This window comes from Nonomuraea sp. NPDC049141, assembly GCF_040648415.1.
Taxonomy (GTDB): domain Bacteria; phylum Actinomycetota; class Actinomycetes; order Streptosporangiales; family Streptosporangiaceae; genus Nonomuraea.
Window position 1 is genome coordinate 148866 of the sequence record NZ_JBEZDR010000012.1, and the last position, 17099, is coordinate 165964.

Here is a 17099-nt window from a genome sequence, read left to right on the forward strand (position 1 = left end):
CGGTCACGTCGGGTAGCGCTCCACGCTGACGACCCGCTCGCCCAGCCGGTGCAGGACGGCGAACGCCCCCTTGCGCAGGTTCACGTCCTTGCCGCTGAGCGACTGGATCAGGTCGGGCAGCACCTTGCCGTGGCTGCACACGGCCGCCGCCGTCCTGAGCTCCCCGACCAGCGCGGTCGTCTTGTCCGGGTCGTGGTGCTCCTCGCTGAGCAGCGGCTCGGTCCTGATGTCCGCGCTGTACGGCTGGAGCGTCTGAACGCACCTGAGGCTGGGCGAGCTCACCAGGACCTCGGGACGGTAGGCGGGCAGCACCCGGGCGATGGTCTCGGCCTGCGCCCTGCCGTCCGTGTCGAGGGGGCGCAGCGCGTCATCGCCCTTCCACGCCTGCCTGGAGCCCGCGGAGCCATGACGTATCAGGACGAGCGGGACGGTCTCCAGCGGCGCCGCCTCCAGCGAGTGGAGCAGGCCCGCGTCCCACTCCCAGGTCAGGAGCTCGCGGGCGCGGTCGAGCGACAGCCAGCGCAACTCGTCCACCTCGTCGCCGGGGGTGAACGCCACGCTCTCGGGCGTGGCCTGGGCCGCCCAGTAGTCGACCCGCTTGAGCCGGTCCGTGATCAGGTAATGGACCGGCGGCAGGGCGCGGCCGAGCGCCGTGACCAGGCCCGTCTCCTCGCGTACCTCGCGCAGCGCGGCGGTGATCACGTGCTCGCCGTGTTTCAGCTTGCCCTTGGGGAAGGTCCAGTCGTCGTAGGCCGGGCGGTGGATGACGGCCACCTCGGGGCGGCGCTCGTCACCACGCCACACCACGGCTCCGGCGGCACGGAGCGGGTCAGTCATCAACGGTCCTCCAGCGGCGGGTGCCGATCAGATGGCTCTGCAGGTCCTCGCCCGGATGTCGCACCCAGGTTCCGTCGGAGTTCAGCTGCCACGCGCTCGTCGTGTCAGCGGTGGCGAAGTCCATCAGCTCGATGAGGTACGCCCTGTGCTGCTGGCTGGTCACCTTGACCAGGGACTCGACCCGGCGTTCGAGGTTGCGGCGCATCAGGTCGGCGCTGCCGATCCACACCTCGGGCCGCCGGCCCAGGCCGAACTCGTAGATCCGGGAGTGCTCCAGGAAACGGCCGAGTATCGACCGTACGCGGATGTTCTCCGACAGATCCGGAATGCCTGGGCGGAGGGTGCAGATGCCCCGCACCCACAGGTCCACCTGCACGCCGGCCCGCGACGCCCGGTAGAGGGCGTCGATGAGCGGCTCGTCCACCAGAGAGTTCGTCTTGATCCTGATGCGCGCGGGACGGCCCGCCTCCTGGTGGGCGATCTCCCGCTCGATCCTGGCCATCAGGCCGCCGCGCAGCGAGTGCGGGGCGACGAGCAGCCTGCGGTAGGCCGAGTGGTTGGAGTAGCCGGTCAGGTGGATGAACAGGTCCGTGACGTCCTCGCCGACCAGCGGGTCCGCGGTGAGCAGGCCGAGATCCTCGTACTGCCTGGCCGTCTTGGGGTTGTAGTTGCCCGTTCCGATGTGGCAGTAGCGGCGCAGCTCGCCGGACGGCTCCTGCCGTACGACCAGGGCCAGCTTGCAGTGCGTCTTCAGCCCGACCACGCCGTAGACCACGTGGCAGCCGGCCTTCTCCAGCTTGCGCGCCCATTCGATGTTGGCGTGCTCGTCGAAGCGGGCCTTGATCTCCACCACCACGACGACCTGCTTGCCCGACTCGGCCGCCTCGATCAGCGCGTCGACGATGGGGGACTCGCCGCTGGTCCGGTAGAGGGTTTGCTTGATCGCCAGGACGTTCGGGTCCTCGGCCGCCGCCTCGATGAAGCGCTGCACGCTGGTGGCGAACGAGTCGTAGGGGTGGTGCAGGAGCACGTCCCGCTCGCGCAGCGCCGCGAAGATGTCGTCATCCGCCAGCACGGCCTCCCTGGGGACGAACGGCCGGTAGCTCAGCTCGGCCCGGTCCAGATCGGCGAGGGCGTGCAGCCCGGTCAGGTCGAGCGGGCCGGCCAGCCGGTAGATCTCGTGCGGCGCGACTTCGAGCTCCTCGACCAGCAGATCGAGCACCTCGGGCGTGATGGTGTCCTCGACCTCCAGCCGTACGGCCGGGCCGAAGCGGCGGTTCTTCAGCTCCCGCTCCAGCGCCTGCATGAGGTTCTCGGTGATGTCCTCGTCCACGTCGAGGTCCTCGTTGCGGGTCACCCTGAAGGCGTGGTGCTGGACGATCTCCATGCCCTTGAAGAGCTGCCCCAGATGTGCCGCGATGACGTCCTCCATCGGCACGAACCTGTCCTTGGACGCGGTGACGAACCTGGGCAGCTGCGAAGGAACCTTGACCCGCGCGAACACGGTGTGATCGTTCGCCGGATTCCTCACCAGGACCGCCAGATTCAGGCTGAGTCCCGAAATATACGGAAATGGGTGTGCAGGGTCGACGGCCAGCGGCGTCAGCACCGGCCGGATCCGCTCCCTGAACAGTTTGCGCAGCTCCGTACGCTCCTCGCGGCCCAGGTCGTCCCACCTGACGATCTCGATGCCCTCGGCGGCCAGCTGCGGGCAGACCTGCTGGTGGAAGACCGCCGCGTGCCGCTTGGCCAGCTCGTCGGAGATCGCCGAGATCCGGGCCAGCTCCTCGCGCGGTTTCAGCCCACTCTTCGTCCTGAGCAGCAGCCCGGTGGCCATCCGCCGCTTCAGCCCGGCCACCCGTACCCGGAAGAACTCATCCAGGTTGCTGGCGAAGATTGCCAGGAAGCGGACGCGTTCAAGTAGGGGCAGGGCCGAGTCTTCAGCCAGTTCCAGCACCCGCTCGTTGAACTGCAGCCAGCTCTCCTCGCGGTTGAGGAACCTCTCTTGTGGCAGGGGGAGATCGCTCTCAGGACGAAGTGGTTCCGCGGACATATGAGAAATATGCCCCATTTGGTTGAACAGAACGTGAACGACCCGGCAACGGCTTATTCTGCCTGGTCAATCTGCTCCAGCCTGGCGGCGCGTTCGGCCAGGCGAGCCTCCCGCTGGCGCAGCTTCTCCTCGCGCTCGCGGGCCTTCTCGGCGTCCTTCAGCAGCTTCTCGCGCTCCTTCAGCTCGCGGACCCGGATCTTCTCGGCCTCCTTGAGCTCCCGCTGGCGGGCCTTCTCGGCTTCCTTGAGCTCCTTGTCGCGGGCCTTCTCCAGCTCGCGCAGCTCCTTCTCGCTGGTGCGCGGCACGGCGACGGGCGGGTGGGCGCGCCCGGTCGCGGTGATGGCCGGCTGCGGGTTCAGCCCGGTCAGGCCGTTCCAGGCCAGGTTGACCACATGGGCGGCGACCTCCTCGCGGCCCGGCTTGCGCACGTCGAGCCACCACTGGCCGGTCAGCGCCACCATGCCGACGAGCATCTGCGCGTACATCGGCGCCAGCTTGGGGTCGTAGTTGCGAGAGACGAACTCGTCGGCCAGAACGTCCTCGACCTGGCTGGCGATCTCGCTGATCAGGCTCGCGAACGTGCCCGTGCCCGAGGCGGCGTGCGAGTCGCGCACCAGGATGCGGAAACCCTCGCTGCTCTCCTCTATGTAGTGGAGCAGGGCCAGGGCGGCCCGCTCCAGCTTGATCAGCGAGTGGGAGGCGGACAGCGCCTCGGTGATCATGCTGAGCAGCTTCTGCATCTCCCGGTCGACCACGACCGCGTAGACGCCTTCCTTGCCGCCGAAGTGTTCGTACACCACCGGCTTCGAGACCTGGGCCGTTGCCGCTATCTCCTCGATGGAGGTCCCGTCGAACCCCTTCTCGGCGAAGAGCGTACGGCTGATCTGGATCAGCTGCTCTCTTCGTTCCCTGCCAGTCATGCGCCTGCGAGATCGGGGTTCGGTCACGGTTTCCATAATGGCGGTGCTCGATGATTGACCGGTCATCAAAGGGCCGGTCATCAAGGAGCCGGGGTCATCCAATGCGCTTCGCCGCCAGGCGTTCGGGGGTCGGCCAACGTACGTCGTACACCCAGCCGAGCCGTTCGAAGATCCGGATGGCTTCGGCGCTGAGGTCGATCTGGCCCTTCAACGCGCCGTGCCTGGCGCAGGTGGGGTCGGAGTGGTGCAGGTTGTGCCACGACTCGCCGAACGAGGGGATGGCCAGCCACCACACGTTGCGCGACTTGTCGCGGACCTGGAAGTCCTCCTCGCCGAACACGTGGCAGATCGAGTTGATCGACCAGGTCACGTGGTGCAGCAGGCCGATGCGGATCAGCGAGCCCCAGAACAGCGCGGTCAGCGCGCCCTGCCAGGACCAGGTGAGCAGGCCGCCGAGGATGCCGGGCAGCAACAGTGAGGTGAGGGCCAGCGGGCCGAACCACTTGTGCAGCTTGACGACGTCGTCGTCCTTGACCAGGTCGGGGGCGTACTTCTCGCGGTTGGTCCGGTCGGCGTCGAACATCCAGCCCATGTGCGCGTACAGCAGACCCTTGGACAGCGACTTGAAGCCGGGGCCGAAGCGCCACGGCGAGTGCGGGTCGCCCTCCTTGTCGGAGAACTTGTGGTGCTTGCGGTGGGTGGCCACCCAGTCGAGCACGGACATCTCCAGCGAGAGGCTGCCCGCGATGCCCAGCGCGATCTTCAGGGGGCGCTTGGCCTTGAACGAGCCGTGCGTGAAGTAGCGGTGCAGACCGACGGTGACGCCGAGGCCGGTCACGACATAGAAGACGAAGGCGATGACGATGTCGGTCCAGCCGAGCCCCCAACCCCACGCGAACGGCACCGCGGCCACGATCGCGATGAGGGGGAGCCCCACGACGAGGGCGAAGGTGACGAGCTCGGCTTTGGTCCGGGGTTCGGGTTCGACGTCGGGCTTCGGTCCGGGGGACGTGCGCTCGGCGATAACGGTCATGGGCTACCTCTCACGACATATATGAGAACGAATGTCCTGGCTACGCCACCGTAACCTACGCCATCGTAAGTTAGTAAGACCTAAGCCGCGAGTGTGGCGAAGGCGACTCTCTGCCCGGAAGAGGAGTAGGTTCTTTACCTTGCGGCTTTTCGGGTGGTCTGTTATGTGGCGCGCGCGTGGGCCAAGGATCGGTATCGTAGGAGTGCGTCGGGCGCTGCGGTGCCCGATTTAGTCCCGGATCGTCTAATCGGCAGGACAAGTGGTTTTGGTCCACTTTGTAGGGGTTCGAGTCCTCTTCCGGGAGCTTGGAGGCTCTCCCGCCGAGTAAGCGTGAGTGTCCGTTGGGTATCCTCACGGTGTCGGGAGGGTGGCGGTGCGAGAGCCGCGACCCTGAACCGCCCAGCCACAGGGAGCCCCAGTCCGTGAGTGTGCCGCGCCCGGCCGCAGTCATCGTCCTCGCCGCAGGCGAGGGCACCCGGATGAAGAGCCGAACCCCCAAAGTCCTGCATGAGATGTGCGGCCGTGCCTTGGTCGATCACATGCTCACCGCCGCTCGCGACCTAGGTCCCGAACGGCTCATCGTCGTCATCGGCCACGCCTCCGAACGGGTCGGCGCGCACCTGGCCGAGTCGAGCCCCGACGCGCGCGCCGTCGTCCAGCGGGAGCAGCGCGGCACCGGCCACGCCGTCCGCACCGTGCTCGAAGAGCTCGGCACGATCGCCGGCACCGTCCTCGTCACCTACGGAGACGTGCCTCTGCTTCGTACGCAGACCCTCGCCGGGCTGCTCGAACGCCATACTGGTGACGGCAACGCGGTCACCGTGCTGACGGCCGAGGTGCCCGACCCGACCGGATACGGGCGCATCATCCGCGACCCCGGCGGCGCCGTGCTGGAGATCGTCGAGGAGAAGGACGCCACGCCCGAGCAGCGCGTCATCAAAGAGATGAACTCCGGCATCTACGCCTTCGACGGGCTGCTGCTCGCCGATGCGGTCAAACGGGTCTCCACCGACAACGCCCAGGGCGAGGAATACCTCACCGACGTGCTGTCCATCCTGCGGGAGGAGGGCCACCGGGTCGGCGCGCACATCGCGGCCGACTTCGTCGAGGTCGAGGGTGTCAACGACCGCGTACAACTCGCCTCCGCCCGCAAGGTGCTCAACCAGCGGCTGCTCGACGGCCACATGCGGGCCGGAGTCACGATCATCGACCCGGCCAGCACCTGGATCGACGTCGGCGTCGAGATCGAGCCCGACGTGGTCGTCCACCCCGGCACGCAGCTGCACGGTCACACCGTCATCGAAGCCGGAGCGGAGGTCGGGCCGGCCACCACGCTGACCGACACCAAGGTCGGCGCGGGCGCGGTCGTACGCAACGCGGTCTGCGACCACGCCGAGATCGGCCCGGAGGCGAGCGTCGGTCCCTACGCCTACCTGCGCCCCGGCACTGTGCTCGGCCACAAGTCCAAGGCGGGCACGTTCGTCGAGATGAAGAACACGCAGGTCGGCGAGCGGTCGAAGGTGCCACACCTGTCGTACGCGGGCGACGCCACGATCGGCGACGACGTCAACATCGGCGCAGCCGTGATCTTCGTCAACTACGACGGCGTCAACAAACACCGCAGCACGGTGCGCGACGGCGCGTTCGTCGGCTGCGACTCCATGCTCGTCGCCCCCGTGACCGTGGGCGACGGCGCTTACACCGCGGCCGGTTCGGTCATCGACGGCGACGTCCCCCCGGGGGCGATCGGCGTGGCCAGGGCGCGACAGCGCAACATCGAAAAATGGGTCTTGCGCCGGCGCGCGGGTACGAAATCGGCGGCGGCGGCGGAAAAGGCGCTGGCCAAGCAAGAACAGCAGGAGAGTGGCAAATGACCGAGCTTGTCGAGGTCATCAGTAACAACCGCACCGTGGTCATGGGACCGACGAAGGAGATCTCATGACCAGCATCAAGCAGCCCGGCGAGAAGAACCTCATGCTCTTCTCCGGCCGCGCCTACCCCGAGCTCGCCGAGGAGGTCGCCGAGCACGTCGGCGTCTCACTCACGCCCACCAAGCTGATCGACTTCGCCAACGGCGAGATCTACGCCCGCTACCTCGAATCCGTCCGCGGCTGCGATGCCTTCGTGATCCAGAGCCACACCTGGCCCATCAACCAGTGGATCATGGAGCAGCTCATCATGGTCGACGCGCTGAAGCGGGCCTCCGCCAAGCGCATCACCGTGGTCATGCCGTTCTTCGGCTACGCCAGACAGGACAAGAAGAGCCGCGGCCGCGAGCCGATCACGGCCAGGCTGATGGCCGACATGTTCAAGACCGCGGGCGCCGACCGGCTCATGTCGATAGACCTGCACACCTCGCAGATCCAGGGCTTCTTCGACGGCCCGGTCGACCACCTGTTCGCCATGCCGGTGCTCGAGAGCTACCTGAAGAACCGGCTCGACCTGGCGACCACCACGATCGTCTCGCCCGACACCGGCCGGGTCCGGCTGTCGGAGCGCTGGGCCGACACGCTCGGCACGCCGCTGGCCTTCATCCATAAGCGCCGCGACCTCGACGTGGCCAACTCGGTGAAGGTCAGCGAGGTCGTCGGCAAGGTACGCGGACGCACCTGCGTGCTGATCGACGACATGATCGACACCGCGGGCACCATCTGCAAGGCCGCCGACGCCCTCTACGAGCAGGGCGCCACCAACGTGATCACCGCCGCCACCCACGCGGTGTTCTCCGATCCCGCGGTCGACCGGCTGAAGAACTCCCGGATCTCCGAGGTCATCGTCACCAACACCCTGCCGTTGTCGCAGGCCAACAGGTTCGACAAGCTCACCGTCCTGTCGATAGCGCCGCTGATCGCCCGCGCGATCACCGAGGTGTTCACCGACGGCTCGGTGACCAGCTTGTTCGAGGGTGACACCTGAGCTGTGATGGATCCGCAGCGCAGCGAGGACATCCATCGCAGCCTTCCGGGCGGGAGCCCGGCAAACAGCGCTGTAGACTTGGAGGGTTGCGTTCGTAACGCCTTCCGCTAGGGCGGGTGAGGGGGAGCGCAAAATCCTGAACTGCATCCCTAGGAGATGTCGTGTCTGAAGTACGTATCGCCGCCGAGCCGCGCACCGTGTTCGGCAAGGGCGCCGCTCGCAAGATCCGCCGTGACAACAAGGTGCCGGCCGTCCTCTACGGCCACGGCACCGACACCAAGCACCTGACGCTGCCCGGCCACGAGGTGCTGCTCGCGCTCCGCACCGCCAACGTGCTGATCCACCTCAAGGGCGACGGCGTCGACGAGCTCGCGCTGCCCAAGGGCGTTCAGCGCGACCCGATCAAGGGCTTCGTCGAGCATGTCGACCTGCTCCTGGTCCGGCGGGGCGAGAAGGTCACGGTCGACATCCCGGTCACCACGGTCGGCGACGTCAACTCCGAGGGCCTGCTCGACCAGCAGCTCGTCTCCGTCTCGGTCGAGGCCGAGGCCACCCACATCCCGACCGGCGTCGAGGTCGACGTCGAGGGCCTGACGATCGGCACGGTGATCACCGCCGCCGACCTCAAGCTGGCCAAGGGCACCACGCTGATCGCCGAGCCCGAGACCGTCATCCTCCAGGTCATCTCCAAGCCGGTCGAGGAGCCCACCGCGGCCGAGGCCGAGGAGGCCGCCGCGGCCGCCACGCTCAGCGACGAAGCCGCCGAGTAACACGCCGCTGTTCGGCGACGGGGCAGCCGATGGCTGCCCCGTTTCGCGTGAGGGAGACACATGGACCGCTGGTTGATCGTCGGGCTGGGCAATCCAGGTTCCGAGTACGCCGGCAACAGGCACAACGCGGGCTTCATGGTGCTCGACGAGCTGGCCGCCAGGGCCGGCGGGCGGTTCAAGGCGCACCGGAGCCGGTCCGAGGTGCTGGAGTCCAGCCGCGCGGTGCTGGCCAAGCCGCTGACGTACATGAACCTTTCGGGCGGGCCGGTCAAAGCACTGTCCGACTTCTACAAGCTCGCCCCCGACCGGCTGATCGTGGTCCACGACGAGCTCGACGTCCCGTACGGCGCGCTGCGCGCCAAGCTCGGCGGCGGCGACAACGGCCACAATGGGCTGAAGTCGATCACCAAGGTGCTCGGCACCCGCGACTACCTGCGAGTACGCTTTGGCATCGGGCGCCCGCCCGGCCGGATGGATCCCGCAGCCTACGTTCTGAAGGACTTCGCCACGGCTGAGCGCAAGGACCTGGCCTTCCTGGTCGACCGGGCGGCCGACGTGGTGGAGTCGCTGATGGAGCGCGGCCTCGAAGTCACGCAGAACGAATTCCACCGCGCTGATCTGCACATTTCCGGCCCTCCTCGCTGACCATCGCATTGGGTCGTTCGTAGGTTCCCATGCCTCCGCCGACGCTACGATCTGGTGACTGTCTGTAGATCACCGGTCACGTGGAGGATTCGTGCGCGACGGCGAGGGGCTGATGACCCTAGTCCGGTCCGGCCACGCCAGGTCCAGGAGGGTCAGCCCCTACCTGCCTACCTGGATACGCGCCTATCGCATCCGTGCCATGTTCAGCGACTTCCTGTGCGCGGGCATGGCGTCCGGCTCCGCGTTCTACGTCAGGTTCGGCGGCTTCACCGCCTACTCCGCGCCATACTTCGCGGTCAGCGTGGCGCTGCCGCTGCTGTGGATCTGCACGGTCGCGTTCAACCGGGCCTACGAGCCGCGCATGATCGGCATCGGCTCCGAGGAGTTCCGCCGCGTCGTGCAGTGCGGCGTCGCGCTGACCGCCGCGACGGCCATCGGCTCCTACGTGACCAAGACCGACATCGCCCGCGGCTACGTGGTCCTCGCCCTGCCGCTCGTCACACTCTTCACCCTTTTCTGCAGGTACGGCCTGCGCCGCTCGCTGCACCGGCGCCGGGCGGCGGGCGCGTGCATGCGTAAGGTGGTGGCCGTCGGGCACGCCTCGGCGATCGCCGAGCTGGTCCAGCTGTTCCGCAGGGAGCCCTACCACGGCATGGAGGTCGTGGCCGCCTGCCTGCCCGACGACGCGCCCGAAGAGCGGATCGCGGACGTGCCCGTCGCGGGCGGCTTCAGCGACGTGTCGATCGTGGTCGACCAGTCCGGCGCCGACACCGTGGCCGTGCTGGCCTGCCCCGAGATGGACGGCCAGGCGCTGCGCCGGCTAGCCTGGCGGCTGGAGCGCACCCGGACCGACCTGGTGGTCGCCCCGGCGCTGATGGACGTGGCCGGGCCGCGCACGATGATCCGGCCGGCCGCCGGGCTGCCGCTGCTGCACGTCGAGCACCCCGAGCTGGCGGGGGCCAGGCAACTGGTCAAGAACGGCTTCGACCGGGTGGTGGCCGCCCTACTGCTGGTGTGCCTGGCGCCGCTGCTGGGCGGGCTGGCGCTGGCCGTACGCGTGACCAGTCCCGGGGCCGCGCTGTTCCGGCAGATCCGGGTCGGCAAGGACGGCAAGCTGTTCATGATTGTGAAGTTCCGCACGATGCGACGTGGCGCCGAGCAGCAGAAGATCACTCTCGTCAGCGATGGCGACGGCGTGCTGTTCAAGGTCCGCAACGATCCGCGGGTGACGCCGCTCGGCACGCTGATGCGGCGCCACTCGCTCGACGAGCTGCCGCAGCTCATCAACGTGGTGCTCGGGCACATGTCGCTGGTCGGACCGCGCCCGCCGCTGCCGGAAGAGGTCGCCCGCTATGGCGACGACGTGCGCAGAAGACTGCTGGTCCGGCCCGGACTGACCGGGCTGTGGCAGGTTAGTGGGCGATCCGACCTATCGTGGGAGGAATCCGTCCGTCTCGACCTGCGTTACGTGGAGAACTGGTCTCTCATGTTGGATCTTCAGATCCTCTGGAAGACCTGGTCGGCCGTCGCCCGCGGGCAAGGAGCTTATTGATGACGATTCGGGACGACCATGCCCTCGCCGCCGATCTGGCGACGGAGGCGGGCGAGCGGTTGCTGGAGACTCGGCGACGCACCGGCTTCGGTGACGCGGCCGCGCTGCGGGCCGAGGGCGACCGCAGCGCGCACGTCTTCCTGATGGAGTCGCTGGCCCGGCTGCGGCCGAGCGACTGCGTGCTCTCCGAGGAGGCCACCCGCGAGGAACGGCTGGACCCGCGCAGGCAGAGCGCATCACGGGTGTGGATCGTCGACCCCCTCGACGGCACCCGCGAGTTCTCCGAGGAGGGCCGGGCCGACTGGGCCGTCCACGTGGCCCTCTGGGACCGGGGCGCGCTGGCCGCCGGCGCGGTGGCGCTGCCCGCGCAGGGCCGCACGCTCACCACCGCCGAGCCGCCCACGCTGCCCGTCTTCGACCCCGCCGCCAACAACGGCCGGTTTCGCATCGCGGTGAGCCGCACGAGGCCCCCCGAGTTCGTGCAGAAGCTGGCCTACCTGGTCGGTGCCGACCTCGTGCCGATCGGGTCGGCCGGGGCGAAGATCTCCGCCGTGCTCACCGGCGAGGTCGAGGCGTACGTGCACGCCGGAGGTCAGTTCGAGTGGGACTCAGCCGCGCCCGTCGCCGTCGCGCAGGCGGCCGGGGCCCACGCCAGTCGCATCGACGGCTCGCCGCTGACCTACAACCAGGTTGACCCCTCACTACCGGATATCCTTGTTTCCCTACCTGACTTGGCGTCTGCTCTGCTCGCCGGGATTCGGGATCTGCACCGCTGAAGGCCGGAGGAAGTCCCCATGCTCCAGCGCGACTATACGACGTCGCAGCTCGACGTACTCGAAGCCGAGGCCATTCACATCATGCGTGAAGTGGCGGCGGAGTTCGAGCGTCCCTGTCTGCTCTTCTCGGGCGGCAAGGACTCCATCGTCATGCTGCGGATCGCCGAGAAGGCGTTCTGGCCGGCCCCGATCCCCTTTCCGCTGATGCATGTCGACACGGGCCACAACTTCGAGGAGGTCATCGAGTTCCGTGACCGCCGTTCCGAGGAACTGGCCGCCCGCCTGATCGTGGCCAGCGTGCAGGACTCGATCGACGCCGGGCGCGTGGTCGAGGAGACGGGGCGGCGCGCCTCGCGCAACCGCCTGCAGACCACCACGCTGCTCGACGCGATCGAGGAGCAGGAGTTCGACGCCGTCTTCGGCGGTGCCCGCCGCGATGAGGAGAAGGCCCGCGCCAAGGAGCGGGTGTTCTCCTTCCGCGACGACTTCGGCCAGTGGGACCCGAAGAACCAGCGCCCCGAGCTGTGGAACCTCTACAACGCGCGGATCCGCAAGGGCGAGCACATCCGGGTGTTCCCGCTGTCCAACTGGACCGAGCTCGACGTCTGGGACTACATCCGGCGCGAGGGCATCGAGATCCCGTCCATCTACTTCTCCCACACCCGCAAGGTCTTCGAGCGCGACGGCATGCTGCTGCCCGACTCCGAGGTCGTCAAGCGGGGCGACGATGAGCCGCTGTTCGAGGCGGTGGTGCGCTATCGCACGGTGGGCGACATGACCTGCACCGGGGCCGTGCAGTCCACGGCCGCCACGGTGGAGGAGATCATCGAGGAGATCGCGGTCACCCGGATCACCGAGCGCGGGGCCACCAGGGCCGACGACCGCGCCTCGGAGGCCGCCATGGAGGATCGCAAGCGGGAAGGCTACTTCTAAACCTATGGACATCCTGCGTTTCGCCACGGCCGGAAGCGTCGATGACGGCAAGTCCACCCTGATCGGCCGCCTGCTCTTCGACTCCAAGGCGATCTTCGAAGACCAGCTGGAGGCGGTCGAGCGCACCTCGCGCGACCGCGGCACCGAATACACCGACCTGTCGCTGCTCACCGACGGCCTGCGGGCCGAGCGGGAGCAGGGCATCACGATCGACGTGGCCTACCGCTACTTCGCGACGCCGCGCCGCAAGTTCATCATCGCCGACACGCCCGGGCACATCCAATACACCCGCAACATGGTCACCGGCGCCTCCACCGCCGACCTGGCGATCATCCTCATCGACGCGCGCAAGGGCGTCCTGGAGCAGTCGAGGCGGCACGCCTTCCTGACCACGCTCCTGCGGGTGCCCCACCTGGTCCTGGCCGTGAACAAGATGGACCTGGTCGACTACTCCGAGGAGCGCTTCGAGGAGATCCGCGAGGAGTTCACCGCCTTCGCCTCGAAGCTGAACGTGGCCGACCTGACGTTCATCCCCATCTCGGCGCTCAACGGCGACAACGTGGTCTCCAGGTCCGAGAACATGCCCTGGTACCACGGCTCGTCGCTGCTGCACCACCTGGAGAACGTCCACATCGCCTCCGACCGCAACCTGGTCGACGTGCGCTTCCCCGTCCAATACGTGATCCGCCCGCAGCGGGCCACCGACCACGCCTTCCACGACTACCGCGGTTACGCGGGCCAGGTGGCGGGCGGCGTGCTCAAGCCCGGCGACGAGGTCGTCCACCTTCCCTCGGGCCTGGTCACCCGGATCGCCTCGATCGACACCTTCGACGGGCCGGTGGAGGAGGCGTTCCCGCCGATGTCGGTGACGCTCCGCTTCGAGGACGACATCGACATCTCGCGCGGTGACCTGATCGCCCGGCCCAACAACCAGCCGCAGGTGGCGCAGGAGATCGAGGCCATGGTCTGCTGGATGGCCGACACCACCAAACTGGCGCCGCGCTCCAAGCTCATGATCAAGCACACGACGCGCACTGCCCGGGCGCTCGTCCGCGACCTGCACTATCGGCTCGACGTCAACACACTGCACCGGGACGAGACGGCGACCTCGCTGTCGCTCAACGAGATCGGGCGGGTGTCGTTGCGGATCACCCAGCCGTTGTTCGTGGACGACTACTCGCGTAACCGGCTGACCGGTGGGTTCATCCTGGTGGACGAGGCCACGAACGGGACGGTGGGGGCCGGCATGATCATGGACGTGCGGTAGTCACGTCGTTCGAGGCGGGCGTCCGGTGGGCCGGGCGCCCGCTTTTGCGTGTTCTGTGTGGCTTGGCGGCAGGTGGCGCTGACCAGGGATCGCGGTGGGACTTAGGTAGATCCTTTACCGTTTCACGGATGGAATGATTACTCTCCGCGCTAGCCTCTCCACGTTCCGTATTCTTCGCGCGAAAGCCGTTCCCCCGTGACTCACCGTTCGACCGCTTCCAGAGTGATCTACCTGGGCGGCCTCGGCCGTAGCGGCACCACGCTGCTCGAAAGACTGCTCGGCGAGATCCCGGGCGTTACGCCCCTGGGCGAGGTCGTCCACCTCTGGGCCAGAGGTGTGCTGGCCGGCGAGCCGTGCGGATGTGGCGCCCCCTTCCCGGCCTGCCCGTTCTGGCGCGAAGTCGGCGAGACCGCGTTCGGCGGATGGACACCGGCTCTGGCCGAACGCGTCCTCGCCCTGCGGCACCGCGTCGACCGCACGCGCAGGATCCCGCACATCACCCACCCGGATCTGGCGGAGTACGCCGCCACCTACCAGCGCCTCTACGACGCCGCGGCCGTCACCGCCGGCGCGACGGCCGTCGTCGACTCCGGCAAACACGCCTCCCTGGCCTTCTGCCTGGCGGCGGCCGGGGTGGACGTGCACGTGGTCCACGTGGTCAGAGACCCGCGGGCCGTCGCCCACTCCTGGCGCAAGACCGTCGAACGCCCCGAGGACGGCCGCCCGATGACCCGCTGGGGCCCCGCCCGCACAGCGGCCCACTGGACGGCCCAGAACCTCGCCCTGGACCTCCTCGCCGCTCGCGGTGTCCAGGTGACGAGGCTCCGCTACGAGGACCTCCTGGCCGACCCAGCGGCCGCCCTGGCGACATTGGCCGACACCCTGGGCCTGACCACGGCGCTGCCGTTCCTCACCGGCACGACCGCCCGGTTGACCACCGCCCACACCGCCTCGGGCAACCCCATGCGCTTCACCGTCGGCCCGGTCCACCTTCGACGGGACGACTCATGGAGATCCGGCCTGTCGCGCCACCACCGGCGGCTGGTCGCCGCCCTCACCTGGCCGCTCCGGCTGAGGTACGGCTACGGGGAGGCGATGGCATGAACGCGCCTCGGACCTGCGATACCGGACCGCGAGCCGTACCTCATGGACCGGCTGCCGATACCGGGGCGCGAGTCGTGCCTCGTGGGTCGGTTGCCGACGCCGGGGTGCGAGCTGTGCCTTGTGGATCGGTTGCCGACGTCGTGGCGTGGGCCGTACCTCTCGAAGTGGGGGCCGCATGAGCCCGTCCGTCGGTGTGGTGATCCCGACCCGGGGAGACCGGCCCGAACAACTGCGGACGGCCACCCGAGCCGTCCTGACGCAGGACTACCCCGGGCGGATCTCGCTGGCCATCGTCGTCGACGGTGGTGATCCCGCCGCCGTCGCCGAGCAGGTGGCCGACGTGGCCGCGCAGCGGAACGGCACGGGCGTCCACCATCGTGTGCTCGTCCTGCCCAACGTCCTCAGCGCCGGTCTGCCGGGCGCGCGCAACACCGGGATCGCCGCCTGCCACACCGAGATGATCGCGTTCTGCGACGACGACGACGTATGGCTGCCGGGCAAGCTCGCCGCGCAGGCGCGGGCCATCGAGGGCGGCGCCGAGTTCGTGAGCTGCGGCATCGAGGTCGAGTACGGCCGGCGCCGGGTGCCGAGGCTCGCGGGCACCGACACGGTCACGGTGGCCGACCTGGTGCGTTCGCGCATGGTGATGGTGCACTCGTCGACGTTCCTGTTCAGGCGTGGCGCCGTGTGGGTGGACGAGAGCGCTCCGGCCGGGCAGAACGAGGACTGGGATCTGGCCCTGCGCGCCGCCAAGCGGCATCCGATCGCGAACGTCGATCGCCCACTTGTACGTATCCGTTGGGGCAATTCCCACTATGTCGCCGGCTGGGCCGACCGCATCGCCGGGCTGGAATGGATGCTCGCCCGTCACCCCGAACTGGCCGTGGATCCGCGAGGCGCAGCGCGGGTCTACGGCCAACTCGCCTTCCACCACGCCGCGTTGGGCCGGCGCCGTGAGGCCGGACGCTGGGCCCTCCGTACGTTCGCCTCCCGCATCGGCGAACCTCGCGCGCCGATCGCCCTCGCCGTCGCCGCCGGCCTCATCTCGGCACGGGCAGTGCTCGCCCTGCTCCACGATCGGGGGCACGGCATTTGACCCACCCCAGACCTCCTTCCCACGGCCATACCGAGCAGCCGGAGCCAGCGGTGTCGCCCCCTCGTGGCCCGGCCGAGCGCCCCGACCCGGCCGTGTCGCCGTCCCGCCGTCAGAGCGAGCAGGCGGGAAGGGCAATGCCGTGGTCTCGCGTCTGGCGTGAGGGGTCGGATCGAGACGGGCTGCGATCTCGCGTCCAGCCTGAGCGGCCGGATCGGGGCGTGCCGCGATTTCGCGTCCGGCCTGAGCGGGCGGATCGAGGTATGGCGCTCTTCCGTACTCCGGCGGGACCGTCACATCCTGCCCCCGTCGCGAGGAGTCCTGATCCGGGGAGCGACATGAGAGGGGCTCATGGGGGCGTCGGGAGAGGGGCGGGGGATGGCTGGGGAGAAGGAGAGGCCGGGGCGGGTGGTGGTCGGGGGCGTGGCCGTCGATCCGCTGACCGAGCGGCAGGTCGTCGAGCACGTGGACGGGGAGCTGGAGGCCGGGCGGGGCGGCCGGATCGTGACGCCGAACGTCGACATCTGCCGGGCCGTCGAAAAGGACGACAAACTACGTCACCTCGTCAACTCCGCGGACCTCGTCGTGGCCGATGGGATGCCGCTGGTGTGGGCGGCGCGGCTGCTCGGCACGCCGATACCCGAGCGGGTCACCGGGGCCGACCTGATCTGGTCGTTGAGCAAGCTGGCCGCGCGCCGAGGGTGGCCGATCTATCTCCTGGGCGGCCCGCCGGGTGCGGCCGTGTCAGCCGCTCGTGAGCTCACCGCCTGTTATCCCAGGCTGCAGGTCTGCGGCGTGGACGCGCCGCCGTTCCGGTTCGAGAACGGGGACGGAGGGCGTGAACGGGTGCGGCGGAGGGTCGTGGGAGCGGGGCCGAGACTGGTGTTCGTCGGGCTCGGGTTTCCGCGGCAGGACCGGCTGATCGCGCGCCTGAGCCAGGATCTGCCGGGGTCGTGGTTCGTGGGGTGCGGGTCGGCGATCGCGTTCGCCGCCGGGACGGTCCCCAGGGCGCCCGGCTGGATGCAGGGGGCGGGGCTGGAGTGGGCGTTCCGGTTGGCGACCGAGCCCGGACGGCTGGCCAGGCGCTATCTGATCGACGACCTGCCGTTCGCGGCCCGGCTGCTGGGTGGCTGCCTGCGCAAAAGGGCCTCTTCAGGAAGCATCAGGTCCACTCGGGAATAGGCCTTCTGCCGCCGGTTC

Annotated in this window: 15 protein-coding genes and 1 tRNA gene; 12 read left to right on the forward strand and 4 right to left on the reverse strand. The window is 68.7% G+C overall.

Features of this window, described 5'->3' with window-relative positions; translation table 11 throughout:
- Nucleotides 1–3: 3 nt before the first annotated feature.
- From AB0B91_RS34045 to AB0B91_RS34060, 4 genes are all read right to left on the reverse strand, one after another.
- Nucleotides 4–837, reverse strand: a complete 834-nt coding sequence (locus tag AB0B91_RS34045; RefSeq protein ID WP_358328261.1) for an NUDIX hydrolase — start codon at nucleotides 835–837, stop codon at nucleotides 4–6.
- Nucleotides 830–2890: an RNA degradosome polyphosphate kinase gene (locus AB0B91_RS34050; protein ID WP_358328262.1), complete on the reverse strand. Its 2061-nt coding sequence runs from the start codon at nucleotides 2888–2890 to the stop codon at nucleotides 830–832. The genes AB0B91_RS34045 and AB0B91_RS34050 overlap by 8 nt, the downstream gene beginning before the upstream one ends.
- Before the next feature lie 53 nt (nucleotides 2891–2943).
- Complete coding sequence (locus AB0B91_RS34055) at nucleotides 2944–3810, reverse strand: TetR family transcriptional regulator (RefSeq protein WP_358328883.1); 867 nt, start codon at nucleotides 3808–3810, stop codon at nucleotides 2944–2946.
- A gap of 94 nt (nucleotides 3811–3904) precedes the next feature.
- Nucleotides 3905–4843, reverse strand: coding sequence for an acyl-CoA desaturase (locus AB0B91_RS34060; protein ID WP_358328265.1), 939 nt, complete (start codon nucleotides 4841–4843; stop codon nucleotides 3905–3907).
- A 232-nt stretch (nucleotides 4844–5075) separates the two neighbouring features.
- Between AB0B91_RS34060 and AB0B91_RS34065 the strand changes: the two genes are divergently transcribed.
- The 12 genes from AB0B91_RS34065 to AB0B91_RS34120 all read left to right on the forward strand — a co-directional run bounded on the left by AB0B91_RS34065 (nucleotide 5076) and on the right by AB0B91_RS34120 (nucleotide 17081).
- Nucleotides 5076–5147: transfer RNA gene (locus tag AB0B91_RS34065), tRNA-Gln, on the forward strand.
- A 118-nt stretch (nucleotides 5148–5265) separates the two neighbouring features.
- Nucleotides 5266–6717, forward strand: a complete 1452-nt coding sequence (glmU, locus tag AB0B91_RS34070; RefSeq protein ID WP_358328268.1) for a bifunctional UDP-N-acetylglucosamine diphosphorylase/glucosamine-1-phosphate N-acetyltransferase GlmU — start codon at nucleotides 5266–5268, stop codon at nucleotides 6715–6717.
- Nucleotides 6718–6781: 64 nt separating this feature from the next.
- Nucleotides 6782–7759, forward strand: a complete 978-nt coding sequence (locus tag AB0B91_RS34075) for a ribose-phosphate diphosphokinase (protein WP_219534033.1) — start codon at nucleotides 6782–6784, stop codon at nucleotides 7757–7759.
- Between the two features lie 161 nt (nucleotides 7760–7920).
- The gene (locus AB0B91_RS34080) at nucleotides 7921–8529 is read left to right on the forward strand and encodes a 50S ribosomal protein L25/general stress protein Ctc (RefSeq protein ID WP_358328271.1); all 609 of its coding nucleotides are present in this window, start codon (nucleotides 7921–7923) and stop codon (nucleotides 8527–8529) included.
- Nucleotides 8530–8589: 60 nt separating this feature from the next.
- Nucleotides 8590–9174, forward strand: a complete 585-nt coding sequence (gene pth, locus AB0B91_RS34085; RefSeq protein ID WP_358328274.1) for an aminoacyl-tRNA hydrolase — start codon at nucleotides 8590–8592, stop codon at nucleotides 9172–9174.
- A 226-nt stretch (nucleotides 9175–9400) separates the two neighbouring features.
- The gene (locus AB0B91_RS34090) at nucleotides 9401–10726 is read left to right on the forward strand and encodes a sugar transferase (protein WP_358328886.1); all 1326 of its coding nucleotides are present in this window, start codon (nucleotides 9401–9403) and stop codon (nucleotides 10724–10726) included.
- Nucleotides 10726–11502, forward strand: coding sequence for an inositol monophosphatase family protein (locus tag AB0B91_RS34095; RefSeq protein WP_358328278.1), 777 nt, complete (start codon nucleotides 10726–10728; stop codon nucleotides 11500–11502). The genes AB0B91_RS34090 and AB0B91_RS34095 overlap by 1 nt, the downstream gene beginning before the upstream one ends.
- Nucleotides 11503–11520: 18 nt before the next feature.
- Nucleotides 11521–12435, forward strand: coding sequence for a sulfate adenylyltransferase subunit CysD (cysD, locus tag AB0B91_RS34100; RefSeq protein WP_358328281.1), 915 nt, complete (start codon nucleotides 11521–11523; stop codon nucleotides 12433–12435).
- A gap of 4 nt (nucleotides 12436–12439) precedes the next feature.
- Complete coding sequence (gene cysN, locus AB0B91_RS34105) at nucleotides 12440–13702, forward strand: sulfate adenylyltransferase subunit CysN (protein ID WP_358328284.1); 1263 nt, start codon at nucleotides 12440–12442, stop codon at nucleotides 13700–13702.
- 195 nt (nucleotides 13703–13897) lie between these two features.
- Nucleotides 13898–14806: a sulfotransferase gene (locus tag AB0B91_RS34110; protein WP_358328287.1), complete on the forward strand. Its 909-nt coding sequence runs from the start codon at nucleotides 13898–13900 to the stop codon at nucleotides 14804–14806.
- A gap of 175 nt (nucleotides 14807–14981) precedes the next feature.
- Nucleotides 14982–15902: a glycosyltransferase family 2 protein gene (locus tag AB0B91_RS34115; protein WP_358328290.1), complete on the forward strand. Its 921-nt coding sequence runs from the start codon at nucleotides 14982–14984 to the stop codon at nucleotides 15900–15902.
- Nucleotides 15903–16277: 375 nt separating this feature from the next.
- Nucleotides 16278–17081 (forward strand): WecB/TagA/CpsF family glycosyltransferase, encoded by an 804-nt coding sequence (locus AB0B91_RS34120; RefSeq protein ID WP_358328293.1) that lies wholly within the window; start codon nucleotides 16278–16280, stop codon nucleotides 17079–17081.
- The last annotated feature ends 18 nt before the right edge of the window (nucleotides 17082–17099 follow it).